General features: G+C 62.8%; 19 protein-coding genes and 2 pseudogenes. 8 read left to right on the top strand and 13 right to left on the bottom strand.

What is annotated here, in order from left to right; all coding sequences use genetic code 11:
* Positions 1–222 precede the first annotated feature (222 nt).
* Entirely contained in the window at positions 223–813 is a 591-nt protein-coding gene (locus WDJ60_RS04975; protein ID WP_340098896.1) for a 50S ribosomal protein L15e, read from the bottom strand.
* 228 nt (positions 814–1,041) lie between these two features.
* On the opposite strand from WDJ60_RS04975, the gene WDJ60_RS04970 reads away from it, so the two are divergent.
* Complete coding sequence (locus tag WDJ60_RS04970; protein WP_340098895.1) at positions 1,042–1,590, top strand: DUF1097 domain-containing protein; 549 nt, start codon at positions 1,042–1,044, stop codon at positions 1,588–1,590.
* Positions 1,591–1,671: 81 nt separating this feature from the next.
* On the opposite strand, the gene WDJ60_RS04965 is transcribed toward WDJ60_RS04970, so the two are convergent.
* Positions 1,672–2,247 (bottom strand): SprT-like domain-containing protein, encoded by a 576-nt coding sequence (locus WDJ60_RS04965; protein WP_340098894.1) that lies wholly within the window; start codon positions 2,245–2,247, stop codon positions 1,672–1,674.
* A 181-nt stretch (positions 2,248–2,428) separates the two neighbouring features.
* On the opposite strand from WDJ60_RS04965, the gene WDJ60_RS04960 reads away from it, so the two are divergent.
* A complete protein-coding gene (locus WDJ60_RS04960) occupies positions 2,429–4,210 on the top strand; it encodes a PAS domain S-box protein (protein WP_340098893.1) in 1,782 nt (593 codons plus the stop codon).
* Between the two features lie 45 nt (positions 4,211–4,255).
* Here WDJ60_RS04960 and WDJ60_RS04955 read toward each other — a convergent pair whose 3' ends face one another.
* The 8 genes from WDJ60_RS04955 to WDJ60_RS04920 all read right to left on the bottom strand — a co-directional run bounded on the left by WDJ60_RS04955 (position 4,256) and on the right by WDJ60_RS04920 (position 10,500).
* Positions 4,256–4,612 carry a hypothetical protein gene (locus WDJ60_RS04955; protein WP_340098892.1) on the bottom strand — a complete coding sequence of 119 codons (357 nt, stop codon included), beginning with the start codon at positions 4,610–4,612 and terminating at the stop codon, positions 4,256–4,258.
* A gap of 88 nt (positions 4,613–4,700) precedes the next feature.
* Positions 4,701–6,137, bottom strand: a complete 1,437-nt coding sequence (locus WDJ60_RS04950) for a dihydrolipoyl dehydrogenase (protein ID WP_340098891.1) — start codon at positions 6,135–6,137, stop codon at positions 4,701–4,703.
* Positions 6,138–6,189: 52 nt separating this feature from the next.
* Positions 6,190–6,966 carry a methyl-accepting chemotaxis protein gene (locus tag WDJ60_RS04945; RefSeq protein WP_340098890.1) on the bottom strand — a complete coding sequence of 259 codons (777 nt, stop codon included), beginning with the start codon at positions 6,964–6,966 and terminating at the stop codon, positions 6,190–6,192.
* A gap of 290 nt (positions 6,967–7,256) precedes the next feature.
* Positions 7,257–8,621, bottom strand: coding sequence for a dihydrolipoyl dehydrogenase family protein (locus WDJ60_RS04940; protein WP_340098889.1), 1,365 nt, complete (start codon positions 8,619–8,621; stop codon positions 7,257–7,259).
* Positions 8,618–8,995: a winged helix-turn-helix transcriptional regulator gene (locus WDJ60_RS04935; protein ID WP_340098888.1), complete on the bottom strand. Its 378-nt coding sequence runs from the start codon at positions 8,993–8,995 to the stop codon at positions 8,618–8,620. The genes WDJ60_RS04940 and WDJ60_RS04935 overlap by 4 nt, the downstream gene beginning before the upstream one ends.
* 90 nt (positions 8,996–9,085) lie before the next feature.
* On the bottom strand, positions 9,086–9,703 hold the full coding sequence (locus WDJ60_RS04930) for a helix-turn-helix domain-containing protein (RefSeq protein WP_340098887.1): 618 nt from the start codon (positions 9,701–9,703) through the stop codon (positions 9,086–9,088).
* Positions 9,704–9,764: 61 nt separating this feature from the next.
* Positions 9,765–10,022 (bottom strand): hypothetical protein, encoded by a 258-nt coding sequence (locus WDJ60_RS04925; RefSeq protein WP_340098886.1) that lies wholly within the window; start codon positions 10,020–10,022, stop codon positions 9,765–9,767.
* Between the two features lie 46 nt (positions 10,023–10,068).
* On the bottom strand, positions 10,069–10,500 hold the full coding sequence (locus WDJ60_RS04920; RefSeq protein WP_340098885.1) for a hypothetical protein: 432 nt from the start codon (positions 10,498–10,500) through the stop codon (positions 10,069–10,071).
* Between the two features lie 192 nt (positions 10,501–10,692).
* Between WDJ60_RS04920 and WDJ60_RS04915 the strand changes: the two genes are divergently transcribed.
* Positions 10,693–11,184 carry a redoxin domain-containing protein gene (locus WDJ60_RS04915; RefSeq protein WP_340098884.1) on the top strand — a complete coding sequence of 164 codons (492 nt, stop codon included), beginning with the start codon at positions 10,693–10,695 and terminating at the stop codon, positions 11,182–11,184.
* Between the two features lie 2 nt (positions 11,185–11,186).
* On the opposite strand, the gene WDJ60_RS04910 is transcribed toward WDJ60_RS04915, so the two are convergent.
* Both WDJ60_RS04910 and WDJ60_RS04905 read right to left on the bottom strand, forming a co-directional pair.
* Positions 11,187–11,537, bottom strand: coding sequence for an NAD(P)H-hydrate epimerase (locus WDJ60_RS04910; RefSeq protein ID WP_340098883.1), 351 nt, complete (start codon positions 11,535–11,537; stop codon positions 11,187–11,189).
* A 52-nt stretch (positions 11,538–11,589) separates the two neighbouring features.
* A pseudogene (locus tag WDJ60_RS04905) lies at positions 11,590–11,919 on the bottom strand (DUF3179 domain-containing (seleno)protein); the annotation flags it as partial.
* Positions 11,920–12,130: 211 nt separating this feature from the next.
* Here WDJ60_RS04905 and WDJ60_RS04900 point away from each other — a divergent pair.
* The 5 genes and pseudogenes from WDJ60_RS04900 to WDJ60_RS04880 all read left to right on the top strand — a co-directional run bounded on the left by WDJ60_RS04900 (position 12,131) and on the right by WDJ60_RS04880 (position 16,092).
* Positions 12,131–12,559: an HTH domain-containing protein gene (locus tag WDJ60_RS04900; protein WP_340098882.1), complete on the top strand. Its 429-nt coding sequence runs from the start codon at positions 12,131–12,133 to the stop codon at positions 12,557–12,559.
* A 76-nt stretch (positions 12,560–12,635) separates the two neighbouring features.
* Complete coding sequence (locus WDJ60_RS04895; protein WP_340098881.1) at positions 12,636–13,193, top strand: carboxymuconolactone decarboxylase family protein; 558 nt, start codon at positions 12,636–12,638, stop codon at positions 13,191–13,193.
* The gene (locus tag WDJ60_RS04890) at positions 13,190–14,143 is read left to right on the top strand and encodes a sulfite exporter TauE/SafE family protein (RefSeq protein WP_340098880.1); all 954 of its coding nucleotides are present in this window, start codon (positions 13,190–13,192) and stop codon (positions 14,141–14,143) included. The genes WDJ60_RS04895 and WDJ60_RS04890 overlap by 4 nt, the downstream gene beginning before the upstream one ends.
* Before the next feature lie 115 nt (positions 14,144–14,258).
* Positions 14,259–15,122: an SDR family oxidoreductase gene (locus WDJ60_RS04885; RefSeq protein WP_340098879.1), complete on the top strand. Its 864-nt coding sequence runs from the start codon at positions 14,259–14,261 to the stop codon at positions 15,120–15,122.
* Between the two features lie 3 nt (positions 15,123–15,125).
* Positions 15,126–16,092 (top strand): annotated as a pseudogene (locus tag WDJ60_RS04880) (patatin-like phospholipase family protein).
* 90 nt (positions 16,093–16,182) lie between these two features.
* Here WDJ60_RS04880 and WDJ60_RS04875 read toward each other — a convergent pair.
* Positions 16,183–17,091: a serine/threonine-protein kinase RIO2 gene (locus WDJ60_RS04875; RefSeq protein WP_340098876.1), complete on the bottom strand. Its 909-nt coding sequence runs from the start codon at positions 17,089–17,091 to the stop codon at positions 16,183–16,185.
* Between the last annotated feature and the right edge of the window lie 140 nt (positions 17,092–17,231).

Below are 17,231 nucleotides of genomic sequence, written 5' to 3'. Positions count from 1 at the left end.
GAAGAGGCTACTACACCGTGCGGTGGCCGGGAGGCCGTTTTATCGGCCGATTTGGGGAAGGGCAGGGCTGCCGTTGCTGTGCAGTGCGGTTGCGGTAGAAGCTACGATAGCACTGCGAGCGGCCGACCGGCCGCGAGCAGCCTTTTTCCCCAAGTTTTTGTGAGGAGGGTGCGCCCGCGCCGAAGGTGCGGTGCGACACCCGACGAAACAAAAAGTGGGTTACTATTTGCCGCGACCCTGCCCGCCGTGAACGCTCGGGCGGGTGTGCTCGGTGCCCTTGCCCTTGGAACCGAGTCCGCGGTTCTGCTTACCGGCGCTGGTGAGACCACGCAGCGCGCGGTTCTTGTGGGTGTCATCGCAGATCCAGTTGAGGTCGTCGTCGTTCTCGATAGCCGGGTGTTCCGGGTCCACGAGAATCACTTCGTGCCACTTCTGGCGACCGTCTTCTCCGACCCAGTAGCTGTTGAGCACGCGGAGGTTGGGGTAGACGCGTGCGCAGCGCTCTTCGGCGACGCGCTTGATGTCCTTCCGGCGGGTGATGCGGGTGACACCCTGGCGCTTGGAGCGCCGGCCGGCTTTGTGGCGCTGTTTGCGTGCGCTGCCTTTGCGGACGCTCACGCGGGCGACCACGATGCCCTGTTTTGCTTTGTAGCCCAGCGAGCGGGCTCGGTCCAGACGCGTCGGGTGGTCGATGCGCTCAACCGCACCCTCGTCGCGCCAGTCTTGCATTCGTTGCCACTGCAGTTCCGCCAGTTTGCCGTCGTCCGGGTCCTTCCAGGCGTCCCGGATGTGTGAGTAGAAGCTTTCTGCCATGTGTATCACCACGGGCGTTGCGTGGTTCAACTCCGCGCGGCGGTCCGTTGGACCTCGCTCGAAAGTCACATCCCGACCTGCACAGGCAGGTGCCCGCTGGTGCCCGTCGTCCAGCGAGATACCGGTTGTTCCCTGTCGGCGGTAAAAAGGACTTCGAACCAGCGGCGCAACCGGCGCGCGCCATCCCATACCCCGAACGATATTGCAGCGGCGACCGAGAGCGAGAACGTGAGCGACGTCACAGACGGCGAACAGTCTGCGGGAGACTTGGCGGCGAGCGACTGGACCGAGTGGAACAGCGTGTGGGCGCTCGCGGTCGTGTTCGGACTCGCCTCCGTCCCGTGGACCTACGCCTTCGTCGCCGGACTACAGATACCGCTGTGGCCCTCGTTTATCGCATCGGCGACCTTCTACGCCACCGACGACGACGGGCTCGTCGGCCTGAAACGCGGTTACGCGAGCAACCTCGCCGGCATCGTCTACGCCGCGGCGACACTCGCCATCGTCGAGGGGGTTCTCGGTGGCGGTGTCGTCGCGCTCAGCGTCGTCGTCGGCGCGTTCATGTTTCTCGCCAGCCTCCACGAGTTCGTCCCGCTGCTCTCCTTCACGCCGGGTGGCTTTTTCGGGTACGCGACGATGTTTAGCGTGAATGCAGCCGGCGAGACCGCCGTCGGCGTGACTGGCTTGCCGGGCGAGACGCTTGCGGCCGTCCTCTCGATGCTCCTCGGTGCCTGCATCGGTCTTGGGACAAAGCAACTGAGTGAGTGCCTTACCTGACGACCACTCTTTCCCAGCGAACCAGCCGCGTCGTGGAGGTGCGCTCGCCGTCCGCAGCGCGGACAGACGGTGCCGAGCACCTTAGTCGTCCCCGACCGCATCGCAGTCGTCGTTGCGTTCGACCCGAAACGCTCCCCCACAATCGCCACAGCGGTACTGGGCGGGGTCGGTAACGAGTTTCGACTGGCGATATCTGGCGAGTCGAGCGCCACAGTCGGTGCAGACCACCCACCACTCCGGCGGGACGAAGCGGTCACAGTGGACGTGGGTGTGCAGACGCTCGGCCAGTCGGCAGAAGCGCTCACCGTGGCTCGCGTCGCCGTGTTCGTTGAGCAGGTGAACGTGAATCAGTTCGTGGCGGATCGTCGCGGCCGTCGCCGCCCACCCCCGATTCGCGAAGTGAGCCCAGGTGAGTGTGACCGATACCGGGTCGCCGTCGCGGTACTTGACCGCCCCCGCACGGCGCTTGGCGCGGGTGCTCACCTCCCATGTGAGGTCGCTCACGCTGGCCGAGAGGTCGTACTCAGCAACCACCTCCCGGGCGTAGACGCGCGCGACTGCTAGAAATTCCTCGTGAGAACAACTCTCGTCGAGGGAATACCAGTCGACGTCGACGCGCGTTGGACCGTCACTGTCACCGTGTGAAGAGGCTGGCATCGAACGAACAGACGGTACTCACCCAACCTACTTGCCCGCTTCGCTGTATCGAGGGAGACAACCGAGTTACGAGCGATAGCGGACCTGCAACTGACCGGCATGTACGCAACACGCAGCTAGTCGCAGGTTGGGTATTTCTTAAGTTCCAGGCGCATCATGTTGATTCAATGAGTATCGATTCATGACTACCATCACCGAGACGACTTCCGTGCTGTACGTCGACGGGAATTCGGACCGCGCTGACACGGCCGCGATGAGTCTCGAACGCGCCGACGAACGGCTAACCGTTCAGACCGCGGCAGATGCCGGCACCGGGTTAGAGGTGCTGGGCGACGCCGACATCGACTGTGTCGTCTCTGCGTACGAACTGCCGGGACAGGACGGAATCGAGTTTCTCGAAGCGGTCCGCGAGGAGTACCCGGACCTCCCGTTTCTTCTCCGGACGGACGCCGGCTCCGAACGCGTTGCCAGCGCGGCTATCTCGGCGGGCGTCACCGACTACATCCGAACAAAGAGTGGTACCGCCCAATCCGACTCACTGGCAGACCGTATCCGTGACGCCGTCTCGACCCGGCAGTCAGCGGGTGACAGCGAGCGGGAGTCGCGTCTCGAAGAGACCACCGCCCGACTCGAAGCGCTCTTCGAGAACTCGCCGGACATGATCAACGTCCACGACGCAGACGGGAATATCATCGACCCGAATCGGCAACTCTGCGAGACAACGGGCTACAGCCGGGAGGAACTCACCGAGATGAAAGTGTGGGACTTGGACCAGACGGTCGACCCAGCGGATAGCACTGATATCTGGGAGCGGATGGAAACCGGCGCTCGACACAAGTTCGAGGGCGTCTATCGGCATCGGGACGGCTCCACGTTCCCGGTCGAAGTCCACATCAGACGGCTCGATCTGGAAGAGGGCGACCGATTCGTGGTCATCAGCAGAGACATCTCGGAACGGGAAAAACGCGCAGAAGAACTGCAACAGGAGCGCGACCGCTTTCGGGCAGTCTTCGAGAAGTCATTCGATTCGATGGTCATCGCCGACGACAACGGGGAGTACGTCGAGGTAAACGAGAGCGCGACCGAGCTGTTCGGTCTCGAGAAAGAGGAGTTGCTCGGACGGTCCATCGAAGAGTTCGTACCCGCTGACTTCGATTACGAGCAAGCGTGGGGGAACTTCCAGAAGTCAGAACAGGAACGGGGGACGTTCCCGCTGATACGGGCCGACGGAACAGAGCGAACTGTCGAGTACGCTGCGACGATGAACGTCACCCCCGGACAGCATCTCTCGGTGCTCCGGGATATCACCGACCGAGAGAAACGCGAGCGGGAACTCGAACGCCAGAACGAACGGCTCGAGGAGTTCGCCAGCGTCGTCTCCCACGACCTCCGGAATCCGTTGAACGTCGCTGCCGCACGGCTGGAACTCGCACAGGAGGAGTGCAACAGCGAACACCACGCAGCTATCGAGCGTGCACACGACCGGATGGAGGGGTTGATAGACGACCTCCTCACGCTGGCGCGCCACGGAAAGACGCCAGCCGATGTCAGTTCGGTCGATCTCACGGGACTCGTCGAGAGCTGCTGGCAGACCGTCGAGACGAACGACGCGACGCTCGTCACCGATGTCGACCGAACGATTCGCGCCGACGAGAACCGGCTCCGACAATTGTTCGAGAACCTCGTGCGCAACGCAATCGAGCACGGGGGCGAGGGCGTAACGGTCACCGTCGGGACACTGGACGACGGGTTCTACGTCGAGGATGACGGCCCCGGTATCCCGCCCGACGACTTCGACGACGTATTCGATACCGGGTATTCGACGAGTCAGGACGGTACCGGCTTTGGCTTGAGCATCGTAAAACAGATCGTCGAAGCCCACGAGTGGGAGATTCGCGTGACCGAGGGCTCCGAGGGCGGCGCACGGTTCGAGATTGTCGGCGTCGAATTCGAAACGGCGTAGGTCGAAGAGTGTCGCCAGACCGTGTCAAAGGGACACAGGGCCCACTCAGAACGTGATAACTTCGTAATCGTCGGCGACCAGCGAGCGGATGCTCGGGTGACCGTCGTGGTCGTCCAGCGTCACGACGCCGGCGTCGTCGACAGCGTCTTCGACACCGAACGCACCGGCACAGAAGTCACAGACGGACGTGTCATCGCGGACGGTCTGGTAGAGGTCGTGGTAGTCGCTGTTCTCGTCTTCGAGTTCCGGAATCCACTGCGTTCCGGCGCCGTCGAAGACGAGTTCGACGCTGTCACCGTCGGTCTCTGCGAATTCCTTGGCTGTTTCGAGACCGTTGACGAGACGGCCCGTGTCTGCGTGCGATTCTGTTCCTGCGAGAATGACGACTGCTGCGTTTACCATTGCAAACGAGCGGAGGGATTTCACGAACAAAACCCCGAGCGAACGCTCGGGTAACACGGTGACACGGGTGTAACTTGCCGTCGGACGGTCAGTGCTGGTGGTGGTGGCCGTCACCGCCGCGAGTGAACTGCCCCGAAAATGCCCGCTGGACGACTTCCGAGAGTGCGGGATGGATGTGGACCGAATTCCGAATGTCCCGAACTGTTCCAGAGCCCGACTTCATCGCGACGACGACTTCCTGAATCAGCGTCGAGGCGTCGGGACCGACGATATGACAGCCGAGTATCTCCCCCTGCGGGTCGACGAGCACCTTAACGAAGCCGTCGGCGTTCATCGCGTCACCACGAGCGGTATCCTCGTAGCTGTACGTGTTCGTCGCGTACTCGCGGTCCGCAGCGCGGAGTTCTTCCTCCCGAGCACCGACCCCCGCGACCTCGGGCGAGGCGAAAACGGCAAACGGCATCGCGCTGTAGTCGACCGGTTCGAGGTCGTCGCCGAAGATGTTCCGCGCTGCCGTCCTGGCCTCGTGGTTGGCGCTGTGTTTCAGCAGGTACTCGCCGACGATATCGCCCAGTGCCCAGACGCCGTCGGCGTCAGTCCGAAGGTATTCGTCGGTCTCGATGAACCCGCGGTCGTCGGTCTCGACATCCGTTACGTCGAGATTCAGCGTATCGGCGTTCGACTCCCGACCGGCGGCGACGAGTAACTCGTCACCGGCTGCAGTGACGGTGTCGGCGCCCGCAACGATTCCCGAGTCGTCGCCATACTCGTAGGGCCGGGCCTCCACGCTAATCTCGCCGTCCGCTTCGGTAACGGACGTGGCCGCGTGGCCGGTGTGGACGGTAAATCGATTGCGGTATCTGTCGGTGAACGCTTCGGCGACTTCCTCGTCGGCCTCGGGGAGGAGGTTCGGTCGCCGACCGACGATAGTCACGTCGCTCCCGAACGTCCCGAAGAAGTGGCCCAGTTCCGCGGCGATGTACCCCCCGCCGATGATGACAAGGCGGTCCGGCGGTGTTTCCAACTGGAGCGCCTCCGTGCTCGTCAGGTAATCGACCGAGTCAATGTCGTCGATTGGTGGAATCGACGGGCGCGACCCGACAGCAATGAGAATCGTCTCGGCGCGAAGGCGAGCACCGTCGTCGTCCCCGCCGGAGATCTCGACGGTCCGCTCGTCGACGAAACTGGCCTCGCCCTCGAAGAGGTCGTGACGCGACGACGACCGCAGGCCGTTCCGTATCGATTCGGCATCCTCGGACACTTCCTCGTTGACCGTGCGAACGATGTCGGCAAAATCCACGCCGTCGACCGTCACATCGATGTTGAACTCGTCGGCGCGTTCGACCGTTTCGAGCACGTCAGCGTGATACAGGAGGTGTTTCGACGGGATACAACCGCGGTTGAGACAGGTCCCGCCCAGCGGTCCCTTCTCGACGACGGCGACGGACTGACCCTGGTTCGCCGCGACGTTCGCGACGTCGAGGCCGGAGCCCGAGCCGATGACCAGAAAGTCGAATTCTTGCATACTGCCCTTTCGGTGCCAAGTCTAAAGAACGGTCAGTTACTCAGGAGTAAGGTCACTCGCGCGACTGGCTCTCAGTCACCAGTTCGTCGAGTTCGTTCGCCTGGCTGATTGCGTCGATGACCTTGCTCGCCAGCACCTCGATGTCGTCGGCGTAGGTCTGTGTCGTGTCGGTCATCGCGTCGACGCTCTCGGAGGTCTCGATTGCACTCGTCGCGATATCGTCCAGGTCGCCCACAGTCTCGGTTATCGACTCCGTCGCACTCGCGGTCTTGTCGTCGACGGACTCGATATGGTCGATCGTGTCGGCGGTCTCCTCGCGTACGTCCGCGACGATGGTCTCGATGCTCGCCGCCTGGTTCTGGGCCTGCTCTGCGAGACTCTTGACTTCGTCGGCGACGACCGCGAAGCCGTCGCCGTCTTCGCCGACGCGGGCCGCCTCGATGGATGCGTTGAGCGCGAGCATGTTCGTCTGCTCGGCGATATCGTTGATTGCGGCCGTAATCTCGTCTATCTCGGTCATGGTCTCGCGCAGCGCCTCCAGCTCCTCGCAGGCGACCGACGCGGCCTCGCGGGCCTCCGTCACTTCGCCGTGGGCTTCGTGGGCCGAGGACTGGGCCGTTTCGGCCAGCCGTGCCGTCTCCGAACTCGATTCGTTAGCCGTGGCGGCGTTTCGCGACAGCGACGCAATCGCATCGCTGGATTCGCTGAGCTCCGAACCGATGACCGAGAGCAGCCGGGAGTGCTCGCTCACAAGCGTGTCGAAGCGGTCGGTCGTACTGTCAGCCATCTGTTCGTTTCTGTCTCCGTTTTCGACTGGTTCGGTATTCATCTCGTATCACCTCGTCTGATTGCGCTGGCTCTCGAGTCGGGACTAGCAGGGTCTGGCCCGGGTAACGCACACCTCAGTCGCTCTTTTTGATACCGGCTGTGTCTGTCTACCAGTAATGTCCGACGACGAACACGCGTGCAAGTGCGGTGCAACGTTCGACACCCTCGACGAGTTGAAAGACCACGCCGAGGCGAACCACCCAGACCTCTACGAGGAGAAGTTCGAGTAGCGCCCGAGCGTCCGCGACCGACGGTTTCTCGCCGCGAACGACAGGACTTGAGCCCCATCACTCACACCTGCGCGTCCTCGAAGGCGTACTGAACGGCCTTGTTCAGCGTCGGGTGTGCGTGGATGATACCGGTCACGTCGTCGACGGTCCCGCCGGCCGACCGCATCGCGACGACCACCTCGTGAATCATCGTCGACGCCTCGTAGCCGAGCATGTGACAGCCGAGTATCTCGCCGTCGGGCGCGGCCAGGACCTTCACGAACCCGTGTTCGAGTTTCTTCGCCCGGCCCATCGGTGTCTCCGGAAGTGACTGCCGGCCGACGACGTACTCCGTGTCGCTGTCCCGGAGCTCCTGTTCGGTCTTGCCGACGCCGGACATCTGCGGTTCGGTGAAGATGGCGTGTGGCATCGCGGTGAAATCGGCCTCGCTGTTCCCGCCGTGGACGACGTTGTCGATAGTGACCTGCGTCTCGTAGTCTCCGGAGTGTTTGAACATCGCGTTGTCCGCGATATCGCCCTGTGCCCAGACGCCCTCGGCGTTCGTCTCGAGGCGGTCGTTGGTGACGATGAAACCCCTGTCGTCGGTTTCGATGCCGGCAGCCGCGACGTCGAGCGTGTCGGTGTTGGGGCGGCGACCCAGCGCGACGAGCAGTTCGTCGCCGGTGACGACCGCCTCCTCGCCGTCTTCGGTCTCGGCGTGGACGGCTATCTCGCCGTCGCGCTCTTCGACGGCCGTCGCACGGTAGCCGGTGTACACGTCGTGGCGCTCGGTCGCGATTTCGGTGAACGCCTCCGAGAGGTCGTCGTCCTCGCGGGGAACCAGCGTGTCCATCATCTCGACGATGGTCACGTCCGTCCCGAGCGCCTCGAAGAAGTAACCCAGTTCGACTGCAATGTACCCGCCGCCCATGACGACGAGGCTGTCGGGTTGCTCGCGGAGGTAGAGCGCCTCCTGACTGGTGAGGTAGTCCATCTCGTCGAGGCCGTCGATCGGCGGCACGAGCGGACGCGAACCCGCGGCGACGACAACCTTCTCGGCGCTGATTTGCTCGCCGTCGACCTCCACGGTCCGCTCATCGACGAAGACCGCCTCGTCCTTGTAGAGCGTGAGGTTCTCCTTCTCGCGGTAGCGCTCCTCCATCCCTTCGGCGATTGGGCCGAGCGTCTCGGCCATGTCGTCGATGACGCCGGCAAAATCGACATCGTTCAGCGTGGCGTCGACGTGGAACCGCTCGGCGTTGCGGACGTTGTCGGCGGCCACCGCCGCCTGGATGACCATCTTCGATGGGTTACAGCCTCGGTTCAGACAGGTTCCGCCCAGCGGCCCCTTCTCGACGAGCGCGGTGTCGAGGCCGGCGTCTGCCGCGGCCGCCGCGACGTTGTTCCCGGTGCCGCCGCCGACGACAAGGACGTCGTAGTGCGTCATCGGCTGTCCTCCTCGAGACCCCAGTCGACCATCGCCTCGATGACCGGCCCGAGCGTTTCGCCCCGCTCCGAGATGGCGTACTCCACGCGAACCGGCTGGTCGTCCAGTAGCTCCCGGGTGACAAGCCCCGCATCTTCGAGGTCGGAGAGGCTCTCCGAGAGCATCTTCGAAGAGATGCCGTCGGTCCGCTCTTTGAGCGCGCTGAATCCGAGTGGTCCGTCCTGAAAGAGATAGAACAGCAACACCGGGTGCCACTTGCGGCCCACGATGTCGCGCGTCGCGTGCAGTGCCGTCTCGGCGTCTGCGAACAGCGGTATCTCGACTGCTCGTTGCTCGTCCGTCCACGCAATTGTCGTGTGTTGTTCAGAGCTCATTGGCTATCTGAACGAACACAGTACACCCCTCTTAACGTAGCTCTGACTGGCAACCCCGTTCCACGTCCCCGACAGGTATTTATATGCGAATCAGTCGCCGTCCGGTTTCGCACCCTCGAACTGTTCCCAGAACACTGAATCGAGGCGTTCGTCGTGGTCGGCGTCGAGATAGTCCTGTTTCGTGAGGTTTGCCTGCTCGATGAGCGCGGCGGCCTCGCCGGCCCAGACGTAAAATCCAGTCAGCGTCTCCTTTCGCATCTCCTCCAAGTCGACGGAATGGAACACGGTGACGAAGCCGCCACCCTCGCGGTTGAGTTCCGATTTCGTCAGCAGCCCCAGGTCGACGAGCTTGTTGAGATACGACCGAACCGTGCTCTCGTCGTAGTCGAGTTGCGCCGCCACTTCCCCCGCTGAGAGTGGACCCTCACCGATGACGCAGAGACAGATGTCCAGTCCCGCTTTCGGGAGTCCGAACGCTTCCAGCAACACCTCTCGGAGGTCCGGTGGCTGGACGTCCATCGCCGCGTCAGTGACCCGTTCCATCGGTTCGCCGTGGCAGGTCATCCCACCCTCACAGTCCTGCATCGAGAGCACGACGTTCCGGCAGTCCGTACAGCGGTAGATAGCGTAGGGACGGTCAGACAGGTCCTCACCCCCGTGGTCGCTAGAACGGAACGCCGTCGTGTTGTCGCTGTTTTCTTTACTCATAGTTCGCTGCGCGTAGTTTCTCTCCGGCCCGCCTGCCTAAAGAAACTTCGTGCTGATGGACTCACTCGTCGTCGGTATCGACGATGACCGGCCCACACTCGATGTCGAGTTCGAGGAACTCGCGGCCAGTCACTGTCGGTCGATAGCCGTCCCCGACTGGGGCAAGAAACTCACACGACTCCAGCTCTGTCAGTCGGCCACTGACCGCAGTCGTTGCGCGTCCGAGTGTGTCCGCGACTGTCGCCGCGCTGACTGGCTCTCCGGTACTGTCGTAGCGGTCGACGACCGCTGCGAGCACCCGGCAGTTGGCTTCGTCCATCGGCCTCCCGTGACCATTTGCTGGTGACACGATACTCTCCTGTTGTTTACACCACGCCTGCCCCGAGAACGCCCCCGAGGACGGCCCCGTAAATCAGGTGAAAGAGCAGGAAGGCTCCGACCTGTTTCGGTTCCGGGTCCAGTGCGAGCACGACGTTCATCCAGAAGATTGCAGCCCCGACGAACAGGACGAAGCCGAACGCCAGACCGATGCCCAGCGCAGTCACGAGCGTTACGTCTCCGAAGCCGACAGCAGGTAACGCTACCGCCAGGATGACGCCGGCGACGACGCCGTAGAACATGTGCAGCGCCATCCCCTGCATCATGTACGATTCCGGTCCCTCGTCGCCGACGGACTTCGACCAGAACAGCGCCGTCGGTGGCGGGGAGTCGTCCCCCAGCGCCATCATGAAGATGGTCATCACGCTTGTCGCAACCAGTCCACCGACGAGTCCGCCGAGCAGTGTTATTTCGACCATGTGTCTCACCAGAGTCTCCCGGTCGCCCGAGTCTCTCTACAGCGTCCGACGCGGTGGCACGGATAACCGTTTGCTGAGCCGAGAGAAACGCGGTAACGAACTGGTAACTATCGGGGAGAGGGTGAGAGACGGGTAACCCGGTTACCCGGCCGTTGGCCGAGATTGATACTCCCGCCCACACGTCTGTAGACTATGCTATCAGAAGGGGCAGATGCGCCAGCCTTTCGACTCCCCGGGACGGACGACGCGAGCGACGACTTCCGGGAGCACAGCCTCGGCGACGCGCTCGGGTCGGGACCAGTGCTGTTGAACTTCTATCTCTTCGATTTCAACCCGCAGTGCACCGGTCACCTCTGCTCGCTCCACGATGCGGGATGGTTCGAGTTCGACGAGCGACTGACCGTCTTCGGTATCTCGACGGACCGCTCGTTCAGTCACTCGGCGTTCGCCAAACAGGAAGGGTTGCAGTTCCCGCTGCTCTCGGACAGCGACGGCACCGTCGCAGAGCAGTACGGCGTCCTCTACGACGAGTTTCAGGGACACAAGCGAATCGCCAAGCGCGCCGTGTTTCTCGTCGACACCGACGGCGTCGTTCAGTACGCCTGGAGCACCGATGACCCGACGGACCAGCCGGACTGGCAGGCCGTCCGCGACGCTGTCGACGCGCTCGAAGCGCCCGTCTGATGTTACCGTTCAACCAGTTCGACCAGATAGTCCCCACCGAACACACCGTCATAGAGGATGTCGAGGCGGTCGTAGACCACGCTCGGAATCGCGATATCAGCGAGCAACAGCGAACAGTTCACTCCCACGAGCCCGGTCTTGGGGAGTGCGAGCGTGACCACACGGTCGGCGTCGACGGCACGACCGGGTTCCTCGCCGGTCGTCGCGTCTCTGCCCGTGGGCACGTCGAGCGAAACGACGGTGGTTCGGTCGGGAATCGCCTCGACCAGTTCCGCCGCGGTGCCGCGGAGTGGTCCACCGAGACCGTAGCCGACCAGCGCGTCGACGACGAGACCACCAGTAGGGGGTTTCACCAGCGAACTCGCCAGCGAGACAGACCCCGCTGGACTGTTTCCACTCGGATTCGGTCTCGCGGTCGTAGAGAACGAGGTCGTTGTCGGCGAGTTTGCCCGACACGCCGAGCGTCAGCGTTTGACCGTCGACGGTCCGGTCGTAGACGACGGCGCTGGCACACAGCGGGCACCAGGTGATGGCAACGGGGTCGCCGTCAACCGTGTCGTTGACGACTTCGTGGTTCTGGAGAATCCGCGTCGGATAGGCGCGGGCGCTGGTTCCGACCTCGACGACGATGACCTCCTCGTCCGTCCTTCCCTCGAAGGAATGAGTGAACGACTGGCCGTCGATGCTCTGAATCGCGTCTTTCGGGAGCAGGTCGACGACTGTGTGGTCGGTCATACGGCAGGTACGGTCGGGGGCTGTGTATACCTGACTGAGACACAGGTGACCGCCAGCGCCGCCATCGCGGGTATACTGGGTTAACGTGACGTGACCGCGTTACGTGGTACTCAATCACATTCAATAATGGATTGTGTGACGCTGTCTCTATGGGCCCAGACAGACACGGAACAGTCAGCAACGCACCCCAGAGAGACAGTGGTGGGTGCTGATGGGAGAGCGTCCGCCCCGAGTCGAAGTGTATCTCCGGTCGCTGGCTCCGACCGACATCCGGGACACACAGGAGCGAATCGTCGATAGACTCCGGACACTCGACGACGAGGGCCGAATCGAGGGTGTCGATTACACGGTCTGCGGAGAGTGTGTCTGCCCCTCGCTGCAAACCGCCGAAACGGACATCGCGAAGCTGCTGCTTCGGAGATACGAGTCCTTCGAGGAGTGGGCCGACAGCAGCGACCGCGAACTCGTCGGGTTCGAGCAGCGGGACACCGAGTCGCTGCTGACCGGGACGAGTGTGACCGGTATCGTCTTTCCCCGCCTGACGCTCGCGGAGTTCCGAAGCGGAGCGGTCACGTTCGTCGCGCCCTCGACGAACGGGACCGAACAGACGAGTGTCAGCGACAGACTCGACGTGTACTGACCACCGCTGTGGACAGCACCAGTTGGTTACGTTGGCGTGAGATGCAGATTTAATAGGTCCTTACCCAGTACCGACCATGACCCGACTCGACCTGCTCGACATCGACGACATCCCCGAGGCGTATCACTACCTGTTCACCGACGACTACCTGGGAGACCGCCACATCTTCCGGGTGTGGGCGCACAACCCGGAGTTGCTCGAAGCGACGCTGGAGTATCTGAACACGCTGTACGACCAGCTCACGGCGCGGACGAAGGAACTGGTCATTCTCACCGTCGCTCGCACCCGCGGTGCTCGCTACGAGTGGCACCAGCACGTCGACATCGCCCGCGACAAGGGCGTGACAACCGACGAGATGCGGGCCATCGGTGGTGACGACCTCTCCCCGTTCCCCGGCGAGGAGTACGTCCTCCTGCAGTACGCGCGAGCGGTGGCGACCGGCAACGTGACCGACCAGATTCACCAGGCGCTGTGTTCGGCATACGACCCCGGTGAGGTGGTCGCTGTCGGCCTGATCTGTGATTTCTACGTCGGTCTCTGTAACTACGTCGCCGCCGTCGAGTTGCCCTTCGAAGGCGGGGAGTTCTGTGGCTGGACGCCCGACGACGAGACCATCGACGCGCTCTTTGAATGAAACGCACGACGACACTCGCCGCCGCAGTCGGTCTGGTCGCGCTCGTCGGGACAGTGGCAGCCGCCGAGAGTGGTGGCGCCACCCCGCCGACAGCGTTCACGATGGAGCGGTTCGTCGCCCACTGGTGGGTGTTTCCCGCCGCGATCGTCTTCTCGACTATCGCGCTCGCGTCGGGCGTCTCGGGAGCGCTGTTTTTCAGTCCCTTCTTCATGCTCGGTGTTGGGCTGGCCCCCGCACAGGCGATCGGCGCCGGCCTCCTGACGGAGGTGTTCGGGATGGGGAACGGACTGCGCTCCTATGTCAAGCAGGGCGTTGTCGACTACCAGACCGCCAAGTGGCTGCTCGCGGGTGCGGTCCCAGCCGTCATCGTCGGAGCCTTCGCCGCACACTACGTCGACCCGACGCTCCTCAAACTCCTCTTTGGCGCCGGACTGATTCTGCTGGGTGCCTTCCTCGTCTACTACGACCCCGCCGAGGAGTGCGAACCGGGTGAGTGCGAAAACGACTTCCTGAAGGAGAAAAACACCGGCCGCGGCACGAAGACCATCACGGCGACTGACGGCGAAACGTTCACGTACGACGTCTGCTGGCGGCCGCCCGGTGTCGGACTGTCGACGGCTGGCGGGTTCATCACCGGCCTTATCAGTGCTGGCCTGCCCGAAATCGTCACCACACAGCTCATCGTCCGGTGTCGACTCCCGCCACGGGTTGCCGTCGCCACGAGCGTCTTCACGCTCGGTATCGCCGCCGGAGCGGGCGCGCTCGTCCACGCACTCACCGCGACGCCGGTCTGGTACGTCGTCGCCTGGTCGATTCCGGGTGTCCTCATCGGCGGAACTATCGGCACTCGCGCCGGCAAGTACGTCCCCAGTGACCTGATGGAAATCGGGCTGGGCATCGTCTTCGGACTCGTCGGCGCACTCGTGCTCGGCGTCGAACTGCTGGCCTGAGTCGTATTCGAGACGCTGTTTTCGTGCGGGTCGGTTGTGACTCGCTCACTCGACGGTAGCCACGTTACCCTGACGTGAGATGTAGTTATCCGGACGTGGCACCGTGTGAGATTGTATGACAGACGACGAGTTCGAACTGAGTGCACCGGAACTGACCCGCGAGGACCTTCTCGTGCTGGAAAACGCCCGTTTTACCGAGGACAACGTGGCGCTCGTGACGGGCGCCGCGTCGGGCATCGGCCAGGCGACTGCCGTCGCGCTCGCCGCGAACGGTCTCACGGTCGTCGGAGCCGACATCGACGGGAACGGTCTCGCAGAGACGGTCGCTCGCACCGAGGAGTTCGACGTCCCTGGCCGATTTCACCCGGTCGAGACGGACCTGACAGACGACGGTGACGTCGACGCAGTCGTCGAGGCCGCCGCCACCGAGGGTGACCTGCGATACGTCGCCAACATCGCGGGAATGCAACACATCGACCCGATTGCGGAGTTCCCCATGGAAAAATACGAGCTCTTGACGGACATCATGCTCCGGTCGCCGTTTTACACCGCGAAGAAGGCCATCCCCCACATCAAGTCGACCGACGACGGGGTCGGTGCGATTGCCAACATGTCGTCGGTCCACGGTCACTACGCGACCCAGGCCAAGCCCGCCTACATCACGGCCAAACACGGCATCACGGGATTGACGCGGGCCATTGCCGCTGAGGGCGAGGGAACCCTCCGTGGATTTTCGGTCTCTGTCGGCTACGTCATGACGCCGCTGATGGTCGACCAGATTCAGGACACCGCCGAAGAACGCGGCATCTCCGAACAGGCGGTCGTCGAGGACGTCATGCTGGGACAGGCCCGCACAAAAGAGATGATGACCCCTGCCGATGTCGCGAACCTCTTTGTCTTCGGTTTCTCCGGTCACGCCGACCACCTCAACGGTGCCGACCTGCTCTTCGACGGCGGCTACACGCACACCTACGAGTAACTCATGAGTGAAACAACCAACGTCGCCATCGCCTGTCAGGGTGGCGGCAGCCACACCGCGTTCACCGCGGGCGTTCTGGAGAAACTGCTGGAAGAGTGTGACTGGGAAAGCGAGTACGAACTCGTCGGCATCAGCGGTACCTCTGGGGGGGGCGTTCAACGCTCTCGCGACCTGGTACGGCCTGGTGACTGGCGATACAGCCACGGCCGCAAATCTCCTGAATGCGGTCTGGGACGACCTCTCGGCCACGGAGTACAGCGATCGGATGCTGAACTCCTGGCTGATGAGTATCAACAAACTGGAGTCGAACGGGATGCCACTCCCCCAGCTCAGCCCCTACCAGGTTCCCGGCAAGGAAATCGGGAAAGACCGGATCCGAGAAGTCCTGGAGACACACATCGACTTCGAAGCCATCCCCGACCACTGCCAGGCCGGCGCGCCGGAGCTGGTGGTCGGCACCGTCAATATCAACGCGGGCGTCTTCGAGACGTTCGTCAACGAGGACGTGACTGTTGACGCCGTCCTGGCCTCTGCAGCCGTTCCCAACGTCTTCGAGGCCGTCAAGATCAACGGCCACTACCACTGGGACGGCCTGTTCTCCCAGAACCCACCCGTCGGCGACCTGATGAGCCAGCCGTCAGAGCGAAAACCCGACGAGCTCTGGATTATCCAGATCAACCCGCAGGAACTCGACAACGAACCAAAAAGCATCGAGGAGATTGCCGACCGGCGAAACGAACTCTCGGGGAACATCTCGCTGAATCAGGAACTGGGATTCATCGAACGCATCAACGAGTGGGTCGCGGACGGCAAACTCCCTGCCGACGAGTTCACGCAGACCGAGATTCACCGCATCGAGATGGGCGAACGGTTCCACTGCTCGACGAAACTCGACCGCGACCCCGACTTTCTTGCCGAACTGATGGGCCTCGGTCGCGACCGAGCAGGCGCGTTTCTCGACGATCGCTGACGCACGGCCGATTGTATATCGCTATATGAAGTTTATCGCGGAGACGGAGCAGGTACCCCCAAAGTGTGCCAAAAGGACCGAAAAGCGGCGCTATTCGGCGAATTCGTCGACAGAGTCGAACTCGTCGGCTGCGACCGCAGCAGCGAGGGCGTCGGTGTCGACGCTCTCGACGTGGTGGGGGTATTTGCGCTGGAAGTAGCCGACGATGTTCGTCACGTCGCGCGCGAGCAGTTCGTCGCTGTTCTCGTGGTCGGTCGGCACGGCCTGTGGCCAGTCGAAGACAGTCACGCCCTCGCTGTTGATGAAGACGTTGTACTCGCTCATGTCCGCGTGGACGAAGCCGGCGTCGTAGGCGGTAGCCACCTCGTCGAGAACCAGGTCGAGAATCGGTACGACCTGGGCGTCTTCGAGTTTCGCCCGGCCGAGTTCGACGCCGTCGATGCGCTCCATCACGACGGCGTGGCGGTTGTGGTCGATCGGCTGGGGAACCGAAACGTCCGGATAGAGCGTTTCGAGGGCCTCGTATTCGCGTTCAGCCGCCTTTCGGGCGGTGTACATCCAGGAGACATGTTCCTTGTCAGACGTGTACTCCCGTTCGCGGTTGACCTCACGGAAGTCGGTGTATCCCTCGCGGTGGAACTTCAGGGCAAGCGGTTTGTACGACCGAACTTCGTACACGTCACTCTCTTTGCCGACACCCAGCGGTGCGCCGACGCCCTCTATCGTCTCGCGTTCGGCGAAGGTGTGCAACGCGAGTGCGTCGTACCCCTCGAAGGTGAGCCGGTACCCCTCGTACTGAATCGTCTTCCGTTCGAGGAGGCCGCGGCGCTCACACCGGTCCAGCCGGTACTCGACCTCCTCGGGTGTCAGGTCGGCGAAATCGGGTAGTTTCGCCCCGTCGACCCACTTCGAGAAGCGCATCCCCTGTTCTAACCCCGAGAGCAGATAGAAATCCTCGGCCTCGAGCTCGGCCATCTCACTGGCCACGTTTTCGACCATTACCAGCCCGTAGCCGGTCGATTCCCAAAAGGGTAGCGCGTCGAAGGACAACACGTGGTAAAGTGCATATTGCGATACAGAATTTCGATCTGCGAGGACAACAGCAGCAACTGGAGTGGTGTTTTAACATGGAGAGAGCG

It is taken from the genome of Salinibaculum salinum (assembly GCF_037645885.1).
GTDB classification, from domain to species: Archaea; Halobacteriota; Halobacteria; order Halobacteriales; family Haloarculaceae; genus Salinibaculum; species Salinibaculum salinum.
This window is presented reverse-complemented; position numbering and strand designations above follow the sequence as displayed.

Bases quoted from the DNA above. Each gene is read 5' to 3' on its own strand.
- WDJ60_RS04975 (WP_340098896.1), bottom strand. From the start codon at position 813: ATGGCAGAAAGCTTCTACTCACACATCCGGGACGCCTGGAAGGACCCG.
- WDJ60_RS04965 (WP_340098894.1), bottom strand. From the start codon at position 2,247: ATGCCAGCCTCTTCACACGGTGACAGTGACGGTCCAACGCGCGTCGAC.
- WDJ60_RS04960 (WP_340098893.1), top strand. From the start codon at position 2,429: ATGACTACCATCACCGAGACGACTTCCGTGCTGTACGTCGACGGGAAT.
- WDJ60_RS04955 (WP_340098892.1), bottom strand. From the start codon at position 4,612: ATGGTAAACGCAGCAGTCGTCATTCTCGCAGGAACAGAATCGCACGCA.
- WDJ60_RS04950 (WP_340098891.1), bottom strand. From the start codon at position 6,137: ATGCAAGAATTCGACTTTCTGGTCATCGGCTCGGGCTCCGGCCTCGAC.
- WDJ60_RS04945 (WP_340098890.1), bottom strand. From the start codon at position 6,966: ATGAATACCGAACCAGTCGAAAACGGAGACAGAAACGAACAGATGGCT.
- WDJ60_RS04940 (WP_340098889.1), bottom strand. From the start codon at position 8,621: ATGACGCACTACGACGTCCTTGTCGTCGGCGGCGGCACCGGGAACAAC.
- WDJ60_RS04935 (WP_340098888.1), bottom strand. From the start codon at position 8,995: ATGAGCTCTGAACAACACACGACAATTGCGTGGACGGACGAGCAACGA.
- WDJ60_RS04930 (WP_340098887.1), bottom strand. From the start codon at position 9,703: ATGAGTAAAGAAAACAGCGACAACACGACGGCGTTCCGTTCTAGCGAC.
- WDJ60_RS04925 (WP_340098886.1), bottom strand. From the start codon at position 10,022: ATGGACGAAGCCAACTGCCGGGTGCTCGCAGCGGTCGTCGACCGCTAC.
- WDJ60_RS04920 (WP_340098885.1), bottom strand. From the start codon at position 10,500: ATGGTCGAAATAACACTGCTCGGCGGACTCGTCGGTGGACTGGTTGCG.
- WDJ60_RS04915 (WP_340098884.1), top strand. From the start codon at position 10,693: ATGCTATCAGAAGGGGCAGATGCGCCAGCCTTTCGACTCCCCGGGACG.
- WDJ60_RS04900 (WP_340098882.1), top strand. From the start codon at position 12,131: ATGGGAGAGCGTCCGCCCCGAGTCGAAGTGTATCTCCGGTCGCTGGCT.
- WDJ60_RS04895 (WP_340098881.1), top strand. From the start codon at position 12,636: ATGACCCGACTCGACCTGCTCGACATCGACGACATCCCCGAGGCGTAT.
- WDJ60_RS04890 (WP_340098880.1), top strand. From the start codon at position 13,190: ATGAAACGCACGACGACACTCGCCGCCGCAGTCGGTCTGGTCGCGCTC.
- WDJ60_RS04885 (WP_340098879.1), top strand. From the start codon at position 14,259: ATGACAGACGACGAGTTCGAACTGAGTGCACCGGAACTGACCCGCGAG.
- WDJ60_RS04875 (WP_340098876.1), bottom strand. From the start codon at position 17,091: ATGGTCGAAAACGTGGCCAGTGAGATGGCCGAGCTCGAGGCCGAGGAT.